Below are 19,170 nucleotides of genomic sequence, written 5' to 3' on the forward strand. Positions count from 1 at the left end.
CCGCCACCCCACCGGGTGCGCTGCGGCGGGCGGTCACGCCGGCACCTGCGGATCGGCCAGGGCGGTGAGCTCACCGCGCAGCCGGCGCAGCGCCCCCCGGGCCTGGTCGCGCATCCGGGCGTCGACCGTCCGGGTGGCGTAGCGGGCCTCGCGGTAGACGTGCGCGAAGCCGTCCAGCACGTCGGCGCTGGCGATGGCGGGCACCCCGGCCGCCGGGTCGCCGCGCAGCAGCCGGGTCACCAGGTCGGTCGGGGTGTCCCCGGTCCGCCGTGGCACGCCGGCCTCGGTGGCGGCCTCCTCCAGCCGTACCCAGCAGGCGATGACGGCGGTACGCGGGTCGGTGTCGGCGTCGTCCAACTCCTCCAGGCCGGCGTCGAGCGCGGCCACCACCTCCCGCGCGGTGCCCTCGGCGGTACGCCGGGCCCGCGCCACCGGGACCGCCCGGGTGGTCCGCCGCAGCGCACCGCGCAGCAGGGTGAAGGCCAGGTAGCCGAGGGCGGCCAGGATCGCCGTGGCGAGCAGCGCGATGGCCGCCGTGGCGATCCACTGCGGGACGCTCGGCCGGGTCTGCGCGGCCTCGGTACGCGGCTCGATCGGGATCGACGCGGCCGGCTCGGCGGAGGGGTAGTCCGGCACGTAGGGGATGTTGTCGGCGGCCGGCGGGATGCGGCTGGCCCCGATCGACGAGTGCCCGGCGGCGAGCGCGGCGGCCAGCAGCAGCAGCGTCACCAGGGCGACGGGCCACCATCTGCGCAGTACGCCGAGGTCCATCGCCACCGCCCCACGCTGCTCAGTCCACCCCCGCGAGCTGTTTCGCCCGGGCGAACACATCGTCCAGCATCTGTGTGGTCAACCGCCCGGTGAAGGTGTTCTGCTGGCTGACGTGGTAGCAACCGAGCAGATCGGGAGCGGCCGACCCGGACCAGTGTGCCCCATGGCCGAAGACCGGTCGCGGGCTGGGCGGCCGGACGCCGTACACCTGGCGTAGCACCGGCCACCACGCCGCCCAGGCGAACGCGCCCAGCGCGACGACCACCCGCAGGGTGGGTCGGATCAGCGCCACCTCCCGGTGCACCCAGGGGGCGCAGGTGTCCCGCTCGGCCGGGGTGGGCCTGTTGTCCGGCGGCGCGCAGCGCACGGCGGCGAAGATCCGGACACCGGCCAGGGTGAGGCCGTCGTCGGCGGCGACGCTGGTCGGCTGGTTGGCCAGCCCGGCGCGGTGCAGGGCGGCGAAGAGCACGTCGCCGGAGCGGTCCCCGGTGAAGACCCGGCCGGTGCGGTTGCCGCCGTGGGCGGCCGGGGCCAGGCCGAGTATCCCGATCCGGGCGTCGGACGCCGGACCCGGCCCGGTGGACGGCGGGCCCGCGCCGCCGCGCCCGGTGCGGTTGTCCGGGGCGCCGAAGCCGGGCACCGGGCGACCCCAGTAGTCCTGGTCGCGGAACGCGGCCCGCTTCGTCCGGGCGACCTCCTCCCGCCAGTCGACCAGGCGCGGGCAGGCGAAACAGTCGCTGACCGCCGCGTCGAGGTCGGCCAGGTCGGTCGCCCGCGCGGCGCGGGCGACCACCTCGGCGGGGGTACGGGACTCAGCCAAGCTTGGCCCGGAAGAGTTCGAGGGTACGGGCCCAGGCGGTGGCGGCGGCCCGCTGGTCGAAGTTCTCCGGCCGGTCCTCGTTGAAGAACGCGTGCGCGGTGCCCGGGTAGTCGTACGTCTGGCAGGTGCCCCCGGCGTTCTCGACGGCCCGACGCACCGTCTGTACGCCGTCGGCGGCGGACAGACCGTCGGCCTCGGAGCAGTGCACGACGGCCGCCTTGCCCGCGTAGTCGGCCCACTCGGCGGGCATCCCGTCCCACGGCAGCCGGGGGTAGAAGGCGGCGGTGGCGACGATCCGTTCGGCCCGGGTGGCCGCCCACAACGCCAGGCTGGCCCCGGCGCAGAAGCCGGCGCACCCCACCTTGCCGGTCACCTCGGCCCGGCCGGCGAGGTATTCCGCCGCCACGGCGATGTCGGCCGCCGCCTCGTCCATCTGGACGCTGTTGAGCATCTGCCGGGGCTCGCTCGGCTTGCTGGCGGGCTGGCCGTGCCGGAAGTCGGGGGCCAGCGCGACGAAGCCGGCCTCGGCGAACCGGTCCACCACCGAACGGATGTGCGGGACGAGACCCCACCAGTCCTGGATGACGATGACCGCCGGGCTGGCCGTGCCGCTGGACGGTATCGCGAGATACCCTTCGCCGCTCCCCGCGTCGCGGCGGTAACGCACCATCTCACCCATCGGCCCGTCCTCCTGTCGGTCAGTCATCGTTGGCTGGTCGCAGGGCGTTCCTACGTGTCGGTAGCCTGCCACGCCGTACGCGTGCCGGGAAGATGCCGGAACAGTGGCATATACCTCGCGTTCACCGGACGGTGGCGTGCAACACGCCGACGGCGGCGCGGGAATCCCGCGCCGCCGTCGGCGGATCGTCGTCCGGGCCGTCCGTGCCCGGGCCTGCCGCTCGGGCCTTCCTGGTCAGGCCTTCTTGGTCAGGCAGAGCAGGTAGCCCTTGCCGCCCGGGGCGATGTTGTAGAAGACGTAGCCGTCCTCACCCTCCTTGATGTACTGCTCGCACGCCTTGCCGGTCTTGGCCTGCGCCTCGGTCTGCTCCTCCACCCGGCCGACCACGTTGTAGACGGCTTCCGTCGAGGTGCACTTGACCACCTTGGCGTCGCTTACCGACTTCTCCTGCGTGCCGGTCACCTCCGGCAGCTCGGCGATGCAGTCGCCGGCCTTCGCCTCGGCCGTCTCGTCGGGGTTGAGGAGGTTGCCGATGGCGCTGGCGACGCCGAACTTCAGCGCCGCGATCACGAGGAAGGCGACGATCGCGCCGATGATGCCGAGCGCCTTCTTCGCGCCGCCACCCTTGCGCTCCTCCGGCTGCGCGGCGGGGACCGGGGTCACCGGTTCGGGCTGGGCCACCTGCTCCGCCTGCGGCGCGGGGGACGATGCGACCTGCTCTGACACTGAATTTCCTTCCGAGGGGTGAATGAGCAGACGACAACGTAGCGACGAAGATCAGCGCGTGCTGTCCCGTTCCCATCGTCCGTTCAGCCATTTCCCAGGAACGACAGGTCAACCGGTGGCGGTGGGCAGGGGCGTCCCCGCCGGGGCGGACACCGACGGCGACGCGGCCGGCACCGATCCGGTAGGTGCGGGGGTGTCCGGCGCGGCGGCCGTCGGCCCGACACCCGGCCCGGTCGGCGACGACGACGGCGACCCGCCGGGGCCGACGCCGGACCCGGGCGGCAGCGGGGCGACGGCCGGCGGTCGCGGCCGGAACGGCGCCTGCTGCGGGCAGTACGGGTAGCCACGCTGCACCGGGTTGACGTCGGGCAGGGCGGGATCGTCGCAGGTCGGCCAGCCCAGCCGGATCGGGGTGCCGTTCTGGTCGAAGAGCCGGGCGTTCTCCACCAACCGCCCCTCGCTGTCGTAGACGTAGACGTCCTGCACGAGGTCGTACGGGTTGTTCACCGAGGTCGACTCGTAGCCGTAGTCGTAGCCGGAGCGGGCGTGGTCGTCGACGGTCGCCACCGCGCCGATCGCGAACATCGCCAGCACCGCCGAACTGGCGTGCAACGCCCAGCGCCGCCAGGACCGTAGCCCGGGGGTGCGCCGACCCAACCAGACGGAGCCGTAGAGCAGGCCGGCGAACATCAGCAGGCCGACGAACCCGTTGCCGTCGAGTCGGGGCAGCAGGCCGAGCGGGCCGTCGGTGCTGATCGCGGTGAGCAGCATCGCGGCCAGGTAGGCGCGGGCCACCCACCAGGCCGGGCGCAGCAGCCGCAGGAACTCCCCCGCCGTGGCGTGACCGAACACGGGGCCGAACCGGCTGTCGAGCCGGTCGATCCGGGCCCGGGCCCGTCCCAGCACGGAGGCGATCCGCCGTTCCAGCGCCCGCCGGCCGGCCGCCGGGTCACCCGCTCCGGCGGCGGCGCGCAGCTCCGCCGCGTACGCCTCCGGGGTGCCGAGCCGGTCGACCAGGGAACCGTCGGCCTCGGCGGCGACCTCGGCGAGGTGTTCCGGAAGGTCCTCGGTCAGCTCCTCGCGGACCTGCGGCGGCAGATCGGCCAGCGCCGCCCGCACCCGCTCGACGTAGTCCGTTATCTCCTGCCCAGTGACGGTCATGCCGCCCTCCCCCGATCGTCGAGCAGCTGGTCCATCGTCGTGGCGAACGCGCGCCAGGTCTTGCCGGAGCGGGTGAGCTGGTCACGGCCGGCGGCGTTGAGCGCGTAGTACTTGCGGTGCGGGCCGGACTCGCTCGGCACGACGTAGGTGGTGAGCAGGCCGGCGGCGAAGAGCCGACGCAGGGTGCCGTAGACCGAGGCGTCGCCGACCTCGTCGAGGCCGGCCTCGCGCAGCCGGCGCAGGATGTCGTAGCCGTAGCCGTCGGAATCCCGCAGGACGGCCAGCACGGCCAGGTCGAGCACACCCTTGAGCAGTTGTGTGGTGTCCACGCACCACACACTACTGCGCAGTGCGCAGTACCGTCAACAACGCGATACCACGCCCCGACTCTCACCTTGCCTGTCGATCACCCCGTCCCGACCCCGGTGATCAAGAGGTTCGGGTCATCCTCGACGGGATCTTTGACGCAAACTTCTTGATCACCAGGCTTCCGCTCCGGTGATCAAGAAGTTCGAGGCATTCTCGACGGGACTTTTGACGTAAATCTCTTGATCACCGGGCTCGATGTCGAGCGGCGGGGGCGGGCGGAGAAGGGCCGGGACGGTGGTGGTCAGCCGTGGGTGGGCTGCTGGCTCCAGGCGATGCCGTCGAGGATGTCGTGTTCGGAGGCGACCACCGAGGACATCCCGGCCCGCTCCATGATCACCTTGAGCACCAGCGCGCCCGCCCCGATCACGTCCGCCCGGCCCGGGTGCATCACCGGGATCGCCAGCCGCTGCGCGGCGGTCCTGCCCAGCAGGTCGGCGGTCACCCCGGCCACCCGCTCGTACGGCACCCGGGCGTGGTGGATGCGCTCGGGGTCGTACTCCTGGAGGTCCTGGGCGATGGCGACGACGGTGGTGACCGAACCGGCGAGCCCGACCAGCGTGGCGGCCTCCCGGCCGGGGACGGCGGCGAGCGCCCGGTCGACGGCGGCGGCGATGTCGGCCTGCGCGGCGGCGACCTCGTCGGCGGTCGGCGGATCGCCGTGCAGGTGCCGTTCGGTCATCCGGACGCAGCCGATGTCGACCGAGATCGCCGCCTGCACCCCACCGTCACGGGTGCCCACCACGAACTCGGTCGAGCCGCCGCCGATGTCGACCACCAGGTACGGCGGCTCCGCGTCGGCGGGCAGCCCCCGGACCGCGCCGGTGAACGACAGCCGGGCCTCCTCGTCGCCGCTGACCACCTCGGGTGCGACCCCGAGGGTCTGCTCGACCATGGCCCGGAAGTCGGCCGCGTTGCTCGCGTCACGGGACGCCGAGGTGGCGCACATCCGGACCCGGTCGACGCCCAGCTTGTCGATCTCGGCGGCGTACCCGGCCAGCGCCACCCGGGTCCGTTCGATCGCCTCCGGGGCCAGCCGGCCGGTGCGGTCGACGCCCTGCCCGAGCCGGACGATCTCCATCCGGCGGGCCAGGTCGACCAGCGGGGCCTGCGGCCCGGCCGACGGGTCGGGCAGGTCGGCGACCAGCAGCCGGATGGAGTTCGTCCCGCAGTCGATGGCGGCCACACGCGTCGTCACGGCAGCAACCCTACGGCAGCCGCCGCCCGCGCACGGCGGCACCGACCGGGCACCCGGCAGCACGGACCGCAGGCCCGGCGACGCCGACCGGACCGGCGACGCCCCCGGCCGCCGACCGGGTGCACGGCAGCGCCGACCGGGCACGACAGCACCGGCCGGGTGCCCGGCGCCGCCGACCGCGCACGGCAGCACCGGCCGGCCTGGTCAGCGTCGCCGGTGCCGACGCCACAGCAGCCACGGCAGCCAGGGCAGCACGGCGAGCAGCACCAGCAGGGCCACCAGCGGCGCGCGCCACCACGGGTCCACCGTCGCCGGTGGCGGGTCGGCGGGTGCGGAGACCCACGGGCGGGCGGTCTTCGACCAGGCCAGGAAGGCGTCGCCGATCGGGAGCAGACCGAAGGCGTACCGCCGGGTGTGCGGGGTGTCCAGCGGAAAGCCGACCAGTTCACCGTAGTTGGCCAGCGCCCCGGCCAGCGCGTCGTCACCCTGCACCTGGGCCGCGCCGAGGGTCACCACGGTGGCGGAGAAGCTCACCCCGAGCGGCAGCGGCCCCGAGTCGACGTCCCCCGGGCCGTCCAGGCCGCGCGGATACTCCCGCACGGCCGGCCCGAGCCCCAGCGGCGACACCACGAAGTCGGTGCGGAAGCGCAGGTACTGCTCGCGGGCGAAGGTCGGGTCGATCTCCGGCAGGAACCGCTGGATGACGCTCTGCGAGGTGCCCCGGGCCACCTCGGCCGGCGCGCCGGTGCCCGGGTCGACCCGGTGCGGCAGCAGCCCGGTGTTCGGGTCGAGCCGCTGGCGTACCCCGTCCAGCCAGCGTGCCGTGGTCCGGTCGAACCGCGCGGGCAGCAGGTGGTCGTGCAGCCGCAGGGAGGCCACCGCCACCGTCGAGTCGACCGGCCACGCCTGCCCCGGGTAGGCGGCGAGGTACGGCGTGGCCGAGGCGTCGAACGCGGCGGCCAGCGCGGCCGACGTCTCGGTGAACCGCCGCACCTCGGCCGGGTCCCGCCCCGACGCCGGTTGCAGGGCGAGCACCCCGCCGCGCAGCCAGTTCGTCCAGCCGGCGTGGAAGACGCCGTACGCCGGGGTCAGGTCGGCGCTGAACGGGGCCGTGCCGGCCGGGGACTCCAGCCGGGACAGCGCCCACCGGGCCTCCCGCAGCGCCTCGGCACGCCCCTCGGCCGGTTGCCGCAGGCCGGTCTCCACCCGGGCCAGCCCGTACAGCGCGTGGGCGAAGAACCAGCCCTCCGGGAACATCGCCTGGGCGTCCTCGCCGGCACCGTCGTCCAGCTCGGCTCGCAGGTAGTCGAGTTGCCGGTCCACCCCGGGCGGCTGGCGGTCGACGCCACCGGTCGCCGGGGCGATCAGCCGGGCCACGCCGACCAGCGCGAACAGGGTCACCAGGGCGGCGAGCACCGCGCCCAACCGGCGCACGATCGTCACCGACCCAGGGTGCCGGGCCGGGTCAAGGCGGGGCCGGTCCACTGTGCACCGCCCCCGGTCCGCCGCCCCGGACGGGAACCTGCCGTGCCGGGCGCGGACCGCGCCCACCGGCTAGAGGCGCAGCAGCATCCGCGTGTTACCCAGCGTGTTCGGCTTGACCCGTTCCAGGTCGAGGAACTCGGCGACACCCTCGTCGTAGGAGCGCAGCAACTGCTCGTAGACAGGCTGCGGCACCGGCGCGCCGTCGATCTCGGTGAACCCGAACGCGCCGAAGAACGCCGTCTCGAAGGTGAGCACGAAGATCCGGGCGATGCCCAGTTCCCGGGCGGCGTCGATCAGCTCGGTGACGATCCGGTGGCCGAGCCGCCGCCCCCGGCAGGCCGGGTCGACGGCCACGGTACGGATCTCGGCGAGGTCCTCCCACATCACGTGCAGCGCGCCGCAGCCGACCACCCGCCCGTCGCCGGCCACCGCGACCCGGAACTCCTGCACGTCCTCGTAGAGGGTGACGGTGGCCTTGCTGAGCAGCCGCCGGTCGTCGGTGTAGGTGTCGACCAGCCGCCGGATGCCGCGTACGTCGCCGGTGCGGGCCCGGCGTACCTCGATCTCGTCGGTCATCTCACCCGGCCGTCGGCACGTCCACGCAGGGCCCGGCCGCCCACCACTTCTCCACCAGGGCGAGCGTCTCGTCGCCGAACGGGTTGACACCGGGCCCGGCACCGAGCGCGTGGCCCAGGTGCACGTGCAGGCACTTCACCCGGCCGGGCATCCCACCGGCGGAGATGCCGGCGATCTCCGGCACCTCGCCGATCGCGGCCCGGCGGGCCAGGTAGTCCTCGTGCGCGGCCCGGTACCGGTCGGCCAGTTCCGGGTCGTCGGCGAGCCGCTCGGCCATCTCCTTCATCAGCCCGGCCGACTCCAGCCGGCTGCACGCCGCCGTCGCCCGGGGGCAGGTCAGGTAGAACAGCGTCGGGAAGGGGGTGCCGTCGGCGAGCCGGGGGGTGGTCTCGACCACGTCGGGCAGGCCGCACGGGCAGCGGTGGGCCACCGCCCGGGTGCCCCGGGGCGGGCGTCCGAGCTGCGCGGCCACCGCGGCCAGGTCGGCCTCGGTGGCCGGCTGGTGCTCCGGCGGGGGTACGGAGTCCGCCGCCGGCTCCTGCGGTGGTACGACGTTCACGGTGCCCATCTCTCGTTCGGTACGCGGGTGCTGCTCACTGGTCGGCGGCTTCGCCGTTCGCCGCCCGGACGCTCGACCACAGGGTGTCGTACCAGGGGGCGGGAGCCTTGGGCGGGGCCGGCGGCCGGCCGCCGTTGGCGTCGCGGGCCGCGCCGTCGGCGTCGTTGAGCACGATCACCGGGGTCTCGCCCGGGGCCACCATGTAGAACCGTTCCCGCGCCTTGATCTTGATGTATTCGGGGTCCTGCCACTTCGCCGCCTGGGCCGACAACTCGGCGATCTCTTCGCGCTGGGCGGCCTGGCTGGCCTCCATCCGCTCGATGTCGACCTGCTGGTCGAGGTAGACCCGGACCGGATAGGTGTAGGCCAGGGCGAGCGCGAGCAGCACCGCGAACAGGACGGTGGCCCGCCCGGTGAACCGTCGGGGGTGGGGTGCGGTGAGCCGCCGGATGGTGCCGCCGGCCGCCGTCCGGCGGGCCGCCGCCGGGCGGTTCGCCGACCGGACACCGTCGACGCCACGCGAGCGGGCCGCGGTGGTCCGCGGCTCGGCGCGGACCCCGCCGTCGCGCAGCGGCGTGCGGGCGCCCCGGGCCCCGCCCGGCCGACCGGTCGGCCGGCGGGCCGGGCGTTGTCCACCCGGTGTGCGGCGCTGCTGCATCGTCACACCCCTCCCCCCGAGGTTCGCCCGGGTCAGGCCGAACGGTAACGCGGGAACGCGCCGACGCCGGCGTACCGCGCCGCGTCGCCCAGCTCCTCCTCGATCCGCAGGAGCTGGTTGTACTTGGCGACCCGGTCGGACCGGGCCGGGGCACCGGTCTTGATCTGGCCGCAGCCGGTGGCGACGGCCAGGTCGGCGATGGTGGTGTCCTCGGTCTCGCCGGAGCGGTGGCTCATCATGCACTTGAAGCCGGCCCGGTGGGCCAGGTCCACGGCGTCCAGCGTCTCGGTCAGCGAACCGATCTGGTTGACCTTGACGAGCACCGCGTTGGCGGCCTTCTCGGTGATGCCCCGGGCGATGCGCTGCGGGTTGGTGACGAACAGGTCGTCGCCGACGATCTGGATCCGGTCACCGACGGCGGCGGTCAGGGTGGCCCAGCCGCTCCAGTCGTCCTCGGCCAGCGGGTCCTCGATGGAGACGATCGGGTAGTCGCCGATGAGCTTGGTGTAGTAGTTGCTCATCTCCTCGGCGCTCTTGGCCGCGCTCTCGAAGGTGTAGGTGCCGTTGTCGAAGAACTCGGTGGCCGCCACGTCGAGGGCGAAGACGATGTCGGTGCCCAGCCGGTAGCCGGCCTTCTCGACCGCCTCGGCGATCAGGTCCAGCGCGGCGGCGTTGCTGGGCAGGTTGGGGGCGAAGCCGCCCTCGTCGCCCAGGCCGGTGGAGAGGTCCTTCTTCTTGAGCACCGACTTCAGCGCGTGGTAGACCTCCGCCCCGGAGCGCAGCGCCTCCCGGAAGCTGGACGCCCCGATCGGCGCGATCATGAACTCCTGCACGTCGACGTTCGAGTCGGCGTGCGCCCCACCGTTGAGGATGTTCATCATCGGCACCGGCAGCAGGTGGGCGTTGGGGCCGCCCAGGTAGCGGAACAGGCTCAGCTCGGCGCTGCCGGCCGCGGCCTTGGCGACCGCCAGCGAGACCCCGAGGATCGCGTTCGCGCCCAGCTCGCCCTTGTTGTCGGAGCCGTCGAGGTCGAGCATCTTCTGGTCGATCAGCCGCTGCTCGCTGGCCTCGTAGCCGATGAGCTGGTCGACGATCTTGTCCTCGATGTTGGCGACCGCGTTCTCGACGCCCTTGCCCAGGTAGCGGCCCTTGTCACCGTCGCGCAGTTCGACCGCTTCGAAGGCGCCGGTGGAGGCGCCGGAGGGTACGGCGGCGCGGGCGATCGTGCCGTCGTCCAGCCCTACCTCGACCTCGACCGTGGGGTTGCCCCGCGAGTCGAGAATCTCCCGGGCGACGATTCCCTCGATGGTTGCCACTGAGTCGCTCCTCGTTCGTGTGTGCGAATCCGGTTCGGGCCGCGACGGTGCGGCTGAGGCAGGTGTGTTGAACGCAGCGTATCGGGCGGCGTCCGGCCGCACGGCGTCCGGGGACACGTAGCCCACCCCTAATCGGTACGCCGGGACGGACATTCCCGGATTCTCACCCCTGAACCGGCAACCGGTTTGCGCCGGGTGGACCCGATCGACCACGCTGGTCGCCATGCCCGCCGTCTCGACCACCCTCCGCGTGCTCGCCGTGTCGGTCATCGCGTCGCTCACCGTCACCGGCTGTCAGACCCTGGACGACGCCGGACGCACCCTCGGCCGCGCCGATCTGATCAACGATCTCGCCACCCGGCTCGACGAGTCGCTGGTGCGGACCTGGACCGCCGAGTACCGGCTCGCCGGTGGCCGGGACTTCACCATCGCCCAGACGAAGGAACCGGCCCGGTCCGCGTACACCTGGACCGCCGGCAAGATCACCGTCTCCGAGCAGGCCATCACCCGGTGCGGGACCACCGCCGGGCGGACCACGTGCACGGTCGAGCCGCCGGTGCTGATGTCCGGCAAGGCCGCCGTGCCGCTGTTCACCGAGGCCCGCAAGGCCGGCCTGGTCACCCCGCCGGCGGTGATCGGCCTGCTCACCGAGGCCGCACTCGACCCGGCGGCCCAGGTCAAGCAGACCGACACCACGATCACCGGGCACCACGCCACCTGTGTCGCCGTCCGGCGGGCCGCCGGGAACTTCGACACCTGCGTGACCAGCGAGGGTGTGCTCGGCAGCTTCACCGGGGTCCTCGACGGCCAACCCGTCGAACTGACCCTGGACCGCTACACCGACTCGGTGGCACCGACGGCGTTCGACCTGCCGGCCGGCGCCGGGGTGACCGACCGCCGGCCGGCGACGTCGTGACCGTTCCCCCACCCGCAGACCCCGCCCCCGCCGCCGGGGACACCGCCGACCCGTCACCCGCCCCCGGGGACCTGGGCCTGCTGGTCGCCGGCCACCGGATCCTCACCACCGCCGACGGGGGCCTGCCCCGGGTCGGCGAGCTGCCGGACGGAACCGGCTGGGTGCCACTGGGCACGCTGGACGGGGTACCCGCCTGGGCGGCCACGTCGGACGGGGCGACCCGACCGGCCGGGCGCTGGCGCAGTTGGCGGGCGATCGCCGCCGAGCTGCCCGAACCGCTCGCCACGCTCGCCGGGCGGGCGGTGGCCGTGGTCACCTTCCGGCGTACCCACCGTTGGTGCGGGGCCTGCCGGGCGGAGCTGGCCGACGTGCCCGGCGAGACGGCCCGGCGCTGCCCCGCCTGCGACCTGTACGTGCCGCTGCGGCTCTCCCCGGCGGTGCTGGCGGCGATCACCCGCCCCGGGCCGGCCGGTGGCCCCACCGAGCTGCTGCTGGTGCGGCACGCGTCCGGTCCGACCGGGCTGTGGGCGCTGGTCGCGGGCTTCGTCGAGGCCGGGGAGTCGTTGGAGACGGCGGTCCGTCGCGAGGTCACCGAGGAGGTCGGGCTGACCCTCGGCAGCGTCGACTACTTCGGCAGCCAGCCCTGGGCGATCTCCGGGCCGGGGGTGCTGCTCGCCGGCTTCTTCGCCACCGCCGCCGACCCCACCGCCGAGCCGGAGGTGGACGGGCGGGAGCTGGTGCGGGCCCGCTGGTTCCCGGTGGACGCGCTGCCGGCCGAGCTGCCACCGGCGTACTCGATCTCCCGCTGGCTGATCGACGCGGTCGTCGCCCGGGGCTGAACCCGGCCGGTTCAGACGCCGAGCAGGGTACGCAGGTGGCGCGGGGGTGGGCAGTCGTGGGCGAGCATCGCGTCGTGCCACCGGCGTAGCGGCACCCCCGTGGGGCGGGCGGCGGCGATGTCGGCCATCTCGCTGTAGCCGACGAAGTACGTGGAGAGCTGGGTCGAGGTGAGCAGCGCCCGCCGCCACTTGCCGGCCGCCTCGCCCTCCTCCTGGAAGCCGCGCCCGGTCATCAGCGCCAGCGCGTCCGCCTCGGTCATCTGGTCACAGTGGACGAGCTGGTCGAGCAGGGCGTTGATGGTCATCCGCAGCTGCATCTTGAGCTGCTGGAGGCGGACCGGCAGGCCACCGAAGCCGAGGCCGGCCATCAGCTCCTCGGTGTAGACCGCCCAGCCCTCGATGAACACCCCCGACTCGGTGAGCGCCCGGACCCGGGTGGGGCCGGCGTACCGGCGGGCGTGGGCGAGCTGGAGGAAGTGCCCCGGCATCGCCTCGTGCACGGTCAGGTTGCGGATCATGTGGTCGTTGTACTCACGGTAGAACGAGTCGACCCGGTGGGCGGGCCAGTCCGCCGGGGTGGGCGCGATGCAGTAGAAGGTGGGCAGGTCGGCCGGTTCCAGCGGGCCGGGCGAGTCGCAGTAGGCCACCGCGACGCCCCGGGCGAACTCCGGCATCTCCTGGATCACGCACGGGTCGTCGACCAGGCTGACCAGGTCGTGCGCCCGGACGAAGTCGACGGCCTCGTCGAGGGTGACCGAGGCGAGGTCCACGATGGAGTGGTCGTCGGGGTGCTCGGCGGCGAGCAGGTCCAGCGCCCGGCGTACCGTCGCGTCGTCGGCCGGGCCACCGACCAGCTCGACGGCGGCGGCGCGGATCTCGGCGGTGACCCGGTCCAGGTTGGCCCAGGCGCGGCGCTGCACCTCGGCCGCGCCCAGCTCGGTGTCGAGGGTGTGCCAGAGCCGGGCCTCCCAGCGGCGGCGGCCCAGCCGGGGGTCGCGGCCCGGCCCGGCGTCGGCGGCCAGCCCGGCGCGCAGCCAGCCGACGAACTCGTCGAGCGCGGCGATCGCCGCCGTCGCCGCCGGCTCCACCGTGCCGGCCAGCGCGGGGGCCCGGGCGAGCAGCAGCGGCACCTCGTCGCGGATCAGCGCGGCGCTGCCGGCGAACTGCCCGACCGCCGTCTCGGCGTGCACCCGGGGCATGTCCCGTAGCGTCGCCCGCGCGGTCGCCAACGCGTCGGGTACGGCGGTCAGCCGCCCGACCAGGTGCGCCAGCCGCTGCTCCACCGGCGCGTACGGGCGGGCGAGCAGGGCGTGCAGCAGCGGGCCGGGGTTGTGCACCAGCGGGTCCCACTCGAAGGCCCGGATCTCGCTCAGCTCGAACAGTTCCCGGTCGACCAGGGCGGCGAGCAGCGCGTGGTCGACCTGCTCCTCGACGTCGAGGGAATCCGCGTCGACCTCGGCGAGCGCGTCGGCGGCCTCCCGCAGCATCGCCTGGTCGGCGGCGACCGCCGGGGCGGACAGATCGGGCAGCCGGTCGTCGTAGCGGTGGTCCCCGGCCGACGTGGCGAACCCGGGCCGGCTCTCCAGCACGGCCTCGACGATCCGCTCCGCCAGCGGCACGAATGCACCCATCCCCCGACCCTACCCACCCCGCCGGTCCCCCACCGGCCGCGCGCCGACCCCGTCGATCAAGAGCTTCGCGTCACCGGGGCGCGCGGATCTGACGCAAACCTCTTGGTCAACTCGACGGGGTGGGGGGTTCGGTGGTGCGGAGGGTTCGGGTGTGGGCGAGGGTGGTGTGGCGGAGGGCCGCTTCGGGGTCCAGGCCGGCGCGGCGGGCCTGGGCCACCAGGGCCAGCAGGGTGGCACCCAGGCGGGACTCCGGGTCGGGTTGGGCGTCGGGGGACGGCAGGGGGACGGTCAGGCCGGCCCGGCCGGCGCGGTCCAGCACCTTGGCCGCCAGGGCCAGGGCGGGCTGGCTCAGGGCGATGCCGTCGAGCACCGACGCACGGGCCTTCTCGGCCTGCTTGATCCGCTCCCAGTTCGCCTCGATCTCGGCCAGCGAACCCGCCTGCGCACCGGAGAAGACGTGCGGGTTACGGCGGACCATCTTGTCGACCAGCGTGCCGGCCACGTCGTCGACGCTCCACCGCTCGTCCTCGGGCAGGTTCTCCGCGAGGCGGGCGTGCAGCAGCACCTGGAGCAGCACGTCGCCCAGTTCCTCGCGCAACGCGTCGGTGTCACCGTCGCTGATCGCGTCGTACGCCTCGTAGCACTCCTCGATCAGGAAGCCGGCGAGGCTGCGGTGGGTCTGCGCCCGCTTCCACGGGTCGCCGCCCGGCGAGGCGAGCCGGTCCATCACCTCGACCGCGTCGAGCAGCCGGGCCCCCGGCGGGTCCCACGAGCCGTACATCAGCTCCAGCTCGGCCAGCCCCGGCTGCCGGGCCAGCCGCAGGCCCACCTCCCGGGCCAGGGACTCGTCGCCGGTCGGGCCGGCCAGCCAGACCGCCGTGCCGTGTGCCGCCGCCGCGTCGAGCAGCGCGTCGCCGGCCCCGCCGGAGACGACGGTGACCGTGACGCCCGCCGCGCGTACCGCCGTGACCTGGGCACCCTCCGCGCCGGTCAGCACCGGCGCGGAGCGCAGCGTGTCCCAGGCGGCGGCGGTCAGCAGACCGGCCGGCAACCGGGGCGAGGTGACCAGCAGGACGATCCGGTCGGACATGCTCAGGAGGCCGCCGGCCCCTGCTCCGGGGTCGGGCTGGCGACCGGCTCGGGCGTCGACACGTCGGTCACCGGGCCGCTCGCGTCGATGTACGGCAGCGCGTAGAAGACCAGCTCCTGGCCCTTGTTGACCCAGGCGGGAACGCCGAGCGGCCGGTACCGGGGGTTGACTTCGACGTCGACCTTGTCGGCCTGCTCGCCCAGCGCGGCGCTCAACGCCGACGAGCTGCGGACGAAACCGCCGTCACCGAAGAGCTGCCGCACCTGCGCCACCGACAGCCCCCGGTCGATGCCGCCGGTCTTCTCGATCGCGTGGTAGACCGCCATCACCGACTCGTCGCTCAGGTCGGCCGGCGGCAACTGCTGGCTGAGCACGACGAACAGGTCGGCCCACTCGCCCCACAGCTTCGCGAACTCCGCCTGCGGCGGCATCTGGAGCTGCTGGGCCAGCTGGTCCGGGGTGATCTGGTCGGGGACCTGGAGGTTCTTCTCGGCCGCGACCCGCTTACCCAGGTCGATGCTGACCAGCAGGTTCACCACGTCCTGCCGGGTCACCCCGGCCCGCAACTGCTCCGGGCCGGGGGTCTGGCCGGACTGGGCCGCGCCCTGGCGCACCGCCTCGGCGTACCTCGTCTGCGCGTCGGTGTAGATCGCGTCCACCCGGGCCACCGAGTAGCGACTGTCGCCGATGTATGCGGCCACATCCGGAGATGCCTTGCCGCAGGCGGTGAGGGAGAGGACACCCAGGGCCGCGACGCTGGCGGCGGCGATGAGACGGCGTGCACGCATGACGGTCACTCTCTCATGCCTGCCTGTGTACGGTGACGCCGCCCACCGTGCGCTGCGGCCCCGCCCGACGCCCCGTGCCGCGCTCCGCACCGGGCGGGCGACGGACCGCTCATCCCCGCGCCCCCGCCAGCGCGGCCGGTTCGCCGAGGACGTCGGCGAGGAGTTGGGCGCACCACTCCAGCAGCGCCTGGTCGCGCAGCGGCTCGCCGCCGACCCGGCGGGTGCTCGGCCGGGGCACGCTGACCTGGTCGGTGGCCTGCTTGTAGACCGAGTCCGGGTGGTAGCGCTTGAGCCGCAACTGCTTCGAGTCGGGCAGCGGCAGCGGCCCGAACCGGAGGTGCTTGCCCTGCATCGACACGTCGGTCAGGCCGTAGCGGCGGGCCAGCAGCCGGAACCGGGCCACCGCGACCAGGTTCTGCACCGGGGCGGGCGGTTCGCCGTACCGGTCGGTCATCTCGGCCACCACCTCGCGCAGCCGCGCGTCGTCGCGTGCCTCGGCGAGCTTGCGGTACATCTCCAGCCGCAGCCGTTCCACCCCGACGTAGTCGTGCGGCAGGTGCGCGTCGATCGGGAGGTCGATCTTGACGTCGGTCTCCTCCTCGGTGCTCTCCCCCTTGAACGCCGACACCGCCTCGCCGACCATCCGGACGTACAGGTCGAACCCGACGCCCTCGATGTGCCCGGACTGTTCGCCGCCGAGCAGGTTGCCGGCGCCCCGGATCTCCAGGTCCTTCATCGCCACGTACATGCCCGCGCCCAGCTCGGTGTGCTGCGCGATGGTGGCCAGCCGCTCGTGCGCGTGCTCGGTGAGCGGCTTCTCCGGCGGATAGAGGAAGTACGCGTACGCCCGCTCCCGGCCCCGGCCCACCCGGCCCCGGATCTGGTGCAGCTGGGCCAGGCCGAGCAGGTCGGCCCGCTCCACGATCAGCGTGTTGGCGTTCGGGATGTCGATGCCGGACTCGACGATGGTGGTGCAGACCAGGACGTCGAACTCCTTCTCCCAGAAGCCGACCATCACCTTCTCCAGGGCCTCCTCGCCCATCTGCCCGTGGGCCACCGCCACCCGCGCCTCGGGCACCAGCTCGCGCAGTTTGCGCGCCGTCCGGTCGATCGACTCGACCCGGTTGTGCAGGTAGAAGACCTGCCCGTCGCGGAGCAGCTCACGGTGGATCGACGCGGCCACCTGCCGGTCGTCGTACGACCCGACGAAGGTCAGTACCGGGTGCCGCTCCTCCGGCGGGGTGGCGATGGTCGACATCTCCCGGATGCCGGTGATCGCCATCTCCAGCGTCCTCGGGATCGGGGTGGCCGACATGCTCAGCACGTCGACCGAGGCGCGCAGCGTCTTGAGGTGTTCCTTGTGCTCGACGCCGAACCGCTGCTCCTCGTCGATGATCACCATGCCGAGGGACTTGAACCGGGTGGCCGTCTGGAGCAGCCGGTGGGTGCCGATGACGATGTCGACGGTGCCGTCGGCGACCATCTCCAGCGTCCGTTCGCTCTCCTTGGCGGTCTGGAACCGGGAGAGCTGGCGGATGGTCACCGGGAACTGGTTCATCCGCTCGGCGAACGTGTTGTAGTGCTGCTGCACCAGCAGCGTCGTCGGCACCAGCACCGCCACCTGCTTGCCGTCCTGCACCGCCTTGAACGCCGCCCGGACGGCGATCTCGGTCTTGCCGTACCCGACGTCGCCGCAGATCAGCCGGTCCATCGGGACGGTCTGCTCCATGTCCCGCTTGACCTCCTCGATGGCGGCCATCTGGTCGGGCGTCTCCTGCCACGGGAAGGCGTCCTCCAGCTCCCGCTGCCACGGGGAGTCCGGGGCGAACGCGTGCCCCTTGGACGCCTTGCGGGCGGCGTAGAGCTGGATGAGCTGGGCGGCGATCTCCCGGACCGCCTTGCGGGCGCGGGCCTTGGACTTCTGCCAGTCCGAGCCGCCCATCTTGTGCAGGGTGGGCTGCTCGCCGCCGACGTAGCGGGAGAGCTGGTCGAGCTGGTCGGTGGGGACGAACAGCCGGTCGCCGGGCTGGCCGCGCTTGCTGGCCGCGTACTCGATGACGAGGTATTCCCGGGACGCGCCGTTGACGGTGCGCTGCACCAGCTCGACGTACCGGCCGATGCCGTGCTGCTCGTGCACGACGAAGTCGCCGGCCTTCAGCTCCAGCGGGTCGATGGTGTTGCGCCGCCGGCTCGGCATCCGGCGCATGTCCCGGGTGGTGGTGCCCCGGCCGCCGGTGACGTCGTTGCCGGTGAGCAGCACGAACCTCGACGCCTCGTCGACGAAGCCGGCGGTGAGGCAGCCGCAGGAGACCAGCACCTCGCCGGGGGCGGGCGCGGCCGGCACCTGCTCGGTGAGCCGGGCACCCAACCCGGCGTCGCGGAGCACCTCGACGGCCCGCTGGGCGGGACCGTGCCCCTCGAAGACCAGCGCCACCGACCAGCCGTCGCCGGTCCAGCGCTTCAGGTCGTCGACCAACCGGTCGGTCTCGCCGTGGTAGAGCGGGGCCGGCTGGGCGGCCAGGCTCACCGCGATCGCGTCGTCGGGGGTGACGTCCGCCCCGGTCGGCGCGTCCTCCCAGGGCTGCCGGGCCGGTGCGGCGGCGTCCGCCTCGACCAGCCCGAACGGGGCGAGGGTCCACCAGGGCTGGCGCAGGGCGCGGGCGGCGGCGCGTACCTCGGCCAGGGACTTGAAGGCGGCGGCGCCGAGGTCGACCGGGGCCTGGCCGCCGACGGCGGCCGCGGCCCAGCTCGCCTGGAGGAACTCCTCCGAGGTACGCACCAGGTCGTGCGCCCGGGTGCGGATCCGCTCCGGGTCGCAGAGCAGCACGTGGGTGCCGGCGGGCATGGTGTCCACCAGCAGTTCCAGGTTGTCGCTGCCGATCAGCGCCGGGGCCAGCGACTCCATCCCCTCGACCGGGATGCCCTCGGCCAGCTTGTCGAGGATCTCGGCCAACTCCGGGTGCTCCCCGGCGAGCGCGGCGGCCCGCCGGCGCACCGCCGGGGTCAGCAGCAGCTCCCGGCACGGCGGGGCCCAGAGCTGCGGTACGCCCTCGATGGTGCGCTGGTCGGCGACGGCGAAGGTGCGGATCTCCTCCACCTCGTCGCCCCAGAACTCGACCCGGGACGGGTGCTCGTCGGTGGGCGGGAAGACGTCCAGGATGCCGCCGCGTACCGCGAACTCGCCGCGCTTGGTGACCAGGTCGACCCGGGCGTACGCCAGGTCGGTGAGCCGGCGGGCGACCTGCTCCAGGTCGACCTCCTCACCGGCGGCGAGCTGCACCGGCTCCAGGTCGCCGAGGCCCTTGAGCTGCGGTTGCAGCAGCGACCGGACAGGCGCCACCACCACCCGCAGCGGGCCGGCGTCGGCGTCGGCGCGGACGGTGTGCGGGCCCGGCGCGTCCGGGTGGGCGAGGCGGCGCAGCACGGCCAGCCGGCGGCCGACGGTGTCGGAACGGGGCGAGAGTCGCTCGTGCGGCAGCGTCTCCCAGGACGGGAAGACCGCGACCTGCCCGGCCGGGAGCAGGCTGCCCAGCGCGGCGGCCAGGTCGTCGGCCTCCCGGCTGGTGGCGGTGACCGCCAGCACGGGCCGGC

Annotated in this window: 18 protein-coding genes; 2 read left to right on the forward strand and 16 right to left on the reverse strand. The window is 73.9% G+C overall.

The annotated features are described in order from the left end of the window. Positions 1 to 33: 33 nt before the first annotated feature. The 12 genes from H1A17_RS12490 to eno form a co-directional block, all read right to left on the reverse strand. Complete coding sequence (locus tag H1A17_RS12490; protein ID WP_145922573.1) at positions 34 to 771, reverse strand: DUF4129 domain-containing protein; 738 nt, start codon at positions 769 to 771, stop codon at positions 34 to 36. A gap of 19 nt (positions 772 to 790) precedes the next feature. Continuing rightward, on the reverse strand, positions 791 to 1,591 hold the full coding sequence (locus H1A17_RS12495) for a uracil-DNA glycosylase (RefSeq protein ID WP_305070357.1): 801 nt from the start codon (positions 1,589 to 1,591) through the stop codon (positions 791 to 793). Beyond that, entirely contained in the window at positions 1,584 to 2,270 is a 687-nt protein-coding gene (locus tag H1A17_RS12500) for a dienelactone hydrolase family protein (RefSeq protein ID WP_145922572.1), read from the reverse strand. Before H1A17_RS12500 ends, H1A17_RS12495 begins: the two co-directional genes overlap by 8 nt. 234 nt (positions 2,271 to 2,504) lie before the next feature. Continuing rightward, the gene (locus H1A17_RS12505) at positions 2,505 to 2,996 is read right to left on the reverse strand and encodes a hypothetical protein (RefSeq protein ID WP_228543412.1); all 492 of its coding nucleotides are present in this window, start codon (positions 2,994 to 2,996) and stop codon (positions 2,505 to 2,507) included. Between the two features lie 108 nt (positions 2,997 to 3,104). Continuing rightward, positions 3,105 to 4,157, reverse strand: coding sequence for a DUF1761 domain-containing protein (locus H1A17_RS12510; RefSeq protein ID WP_145917949.1), 1,053 nt, complete (start codon positions 4,155 to 4,157; stop codon positions 3,105 to 3,107). Beyond that, positions 4,154 to 4,486 carry a PadR family transcriptional regulator gene (locus tag H1A17_RS12515; protein WP_145917948.1) on the reverse strand — a complete coding sequence of 111 codons (333 nt, stop codon included), beginning with the start codon at positions 4,484 to 4,486 and terminating at the stop codon, positions 4,154 to 4,156. Before H1A17_RS12515 ends, H1A17_RS12510 begins: the two co-directional genes overlap by 4 nt. Before the next feature lie 281 nt (positions 4,487 to 4,767). Then, positions 4,768 to 5,709 carry a Ppx/GppA phosphatase family protein gene (locus tag H1A17_RS12520; RefSeq protein WP_194821931.1) on the reverse strand — a complete coding sequence of 314 codons (942 nt, stop codon included), beginning with the start codon at positions 5,707 to 5,709 and terminating at the stop codon, positions 4,768 to 4,770. 216 nt (positions 5,710 to 5,925) lie between these two features. Continuing rightward, positions 5,926 to 7,164, reverse strand: coding sequence for a hypothetical protein (locus H1A17_RS12525; protein WP_309236765.1), 1,239 nt, complete (start codon positions 7,162 to 7,164; stop codon positions 5,926 to 5,928). Positions 7,165 to 7,275: 111 nt separating this feature from the next. After that, entirely contained in the window at positions 7,276 to 7,782 is a 507-nt protein-coding gene (locus H1A17_RS12530; RefSeq protein ID WP_145917946.1) for an amino-acid N-acetyltransferase, read from the reverse strand. Between the two features lies 1 nt (position 7,783). Then, a complete protein-coding gene (locus tag H1A17_RS12535; RefSeq protein WP_145922568.1) occupies positions 7,784 to 8,341 on the reverse strand; it encodes a DUF501 domain-containing protein in 558 nt (185 codons plus the stop codon). 34 nt (positions 8,342 to 8,375) lie between these two features. Then, positions 8,376 to 8,999, reverse strand: a complete 624-nt coding sequence (locus tag H1A17_RS12540) for a septum formation initiator family protein (protein WP_145917945.1) — start codon at positions 8,997 to 8,999, stop codon at positions 8,376 to 8,378. 32 nt (positions 9,000 to 9,031) lie between these two features. Continuing rightward, positions 9,032 to 10,315, reverse strand: a complete 1,284-nt coding sequence (eno, locus tag H1A17_RS12545; protein WP_194821928.1) for a phosphopyruvate hydratase — start codon at positions 10,313 to 10,315, stop codon at positions 9,032 to 9,034. A 223-nt stretch (positions 10,316 to 10,538) separates the two neighbouring features. Here eno and H1A17_RS12550 point away from each other — a divergent pair, with 223 nt between their 5' ends. Both H1A17_RS12550 and nudC read left to right on the forward strand, forming a co-directional pair. Then, positions 10,539 to 11,231 (forward strand): hypothetical protein, encoded by a 693-nt coding sequence (locus tag H1A17_RS12550; protein ID WP_145917943.1) that lies wholly within the window; start codon positions 10,539 to 10,541, stop codon positions 11,229 to 11,231. Beyond that, positions 11,228 to 12,070, forward strand: a complete 843-nt coding sequence (gene nudC, locus H1A17_RS12555; protein WP_194821929.1) for an NAD(+) diphosphatase — start codon at positions 11,228 to 11,230, stop codon at positions 12,068 to 12,070. The genes H1A17_RS12550 and nudC overlap by 4 nt, the downstream gene beginning before the upstream one ends. An 11-nt stretch (positions 12,071 to 12,081) precedes the next feature. On the opposite strand, the gene H1A17_RS12560 is transcribed toward nudC, so the two are convergent. From H1A17_RS12560 to mfd, 4 genes are all read right to left on the reverse strand, one after another. Beyond that, the gene (locus H1A17_RS12560; RefSeq protein ID WP_145917941.1) at positions 12,082 to 13,701 is read right to left on the reverse strand and encodes a DUF885 domain-containing protein; all 1,620 of its coding nucleotides are present in this window, start codon (positions 13,699 to 13,701) and stop codon (positions 12,082 to 12,084) included. A gap of 106 nt (positions 13,702 to 13,807) precedes the next feature. Continuing rightward, positions 13,808 to 14,791: a nucleoside triphosphate pyrophosphohydrolase gene (locus H1A17_RS12565; RefSeq protein ID WP_145917940.1), complete on the reverse strand. Its 984-nt coding sequence runs from the start codon at positions 14,789 to 14,791 to the stop codon at positions 13,808 to 13,810. Positions 14,792 to 14,793: 2 nt separating this feature from the next. Further along, a complete protein-coding gene (locus tag H1A17_RS12570) occupies positions 14,794 to 15,579 on the reverse strand; it encodes a hypothetical protein (RefSeq protein WP_145917939.1) in 786 nt (261 codons plus the stop codon). 109 nt (positions 15,580 to 15,688) lie between these two features. Further along, positions 15,689 to 19,170: transcription-repair coupling factor (mfd, locus tag H1A17_RS12575; RefSeq protein ID WP_194821930.1), on the reverse strand; the 3,482-nt coding region annotated here is incomplete at its 5' end.

Origin of the sequence: Micromonospora sp. S-DT3-3-22 (genome assembly GCF_015354745.1) — a bacterium.
Taxonomy (GTDB): domain Bacteria; phylum Actinomycetota; class Actinomycetes; order Mycobacteriales; family Micromonosporaceae; genus Micromonospora; species Micromonospora wenchangensis.

Excerpts from the sequence above, each read along its gene's own strand:
- H1A17_RS12490 (WP_145922573.1), bottom strand. The coding sequence starts at position 771 with ATGGACCTCGGCGTACTGCGCAGATGGTGGCCCGTCGCCCTGGTGACG.
- H1A17_RS12500 (WP_145922572.1), bottom strand. The coding sequence starts at position 2,270 with ATGGGTGAGATGGTGCGTTACCGCCGCGACGCGGGGAGCGGCGAAGGG.
- H1A17_RS12510 (WP_145917949.1), bottom strand. The coding sequence starts at position 4,157 with ATGACCGTCACTGGGCAGGAGATAACGGACTACGTCGAGCGGGTGCGG.
- H1A17_RS12530 (WP_145917946.1), bottom strand. The coding sequence starts at position 7,782 with ATGACCGACGAGATCGAGGTACGCCGGGCCCGCACCGGCGACGTACGC.
- H1A17_RS12540 (WP_145917945.1), bottom strand. The coding sequence starts at position 8,999 with ATGCAGCAGCGCCGCACACCGGGTGGACAACGCCCGGCCCGCCGGCCG.
- H1A17_RS12550 (WP_145917943.1), top strand. The coding sequence starts at position 10,539 with ATGCCCGCCGTCTCGACCACCCTCCGCGTGCTCGCCGTGTCGGTCATC.
- H1A17_RS12560 (WP_145917941.1), bottom strand. The coding sequence starts at position 13,701 with ATGGGTGCATTCGTGCCGCTGGCGGAGCGGATCGTCGAGGCCGTGCTG.
- H1A17_RS12565 (WP_145917940.1), bottom strand. The coding sequence starts at position 14,791 with ATGTCCGACCGGATCGTCCTGCTGGTCACCTCGCCCCGGTTGCCGGCC.
- H1A17_RS12570 (WP_145917939.1), bottom strand. The coding sequence starts at position 15,579 with ATGCGTGCACGCCGTCTCATCGCCGCCGCCAGCGTCGCGGCCCTGGGT.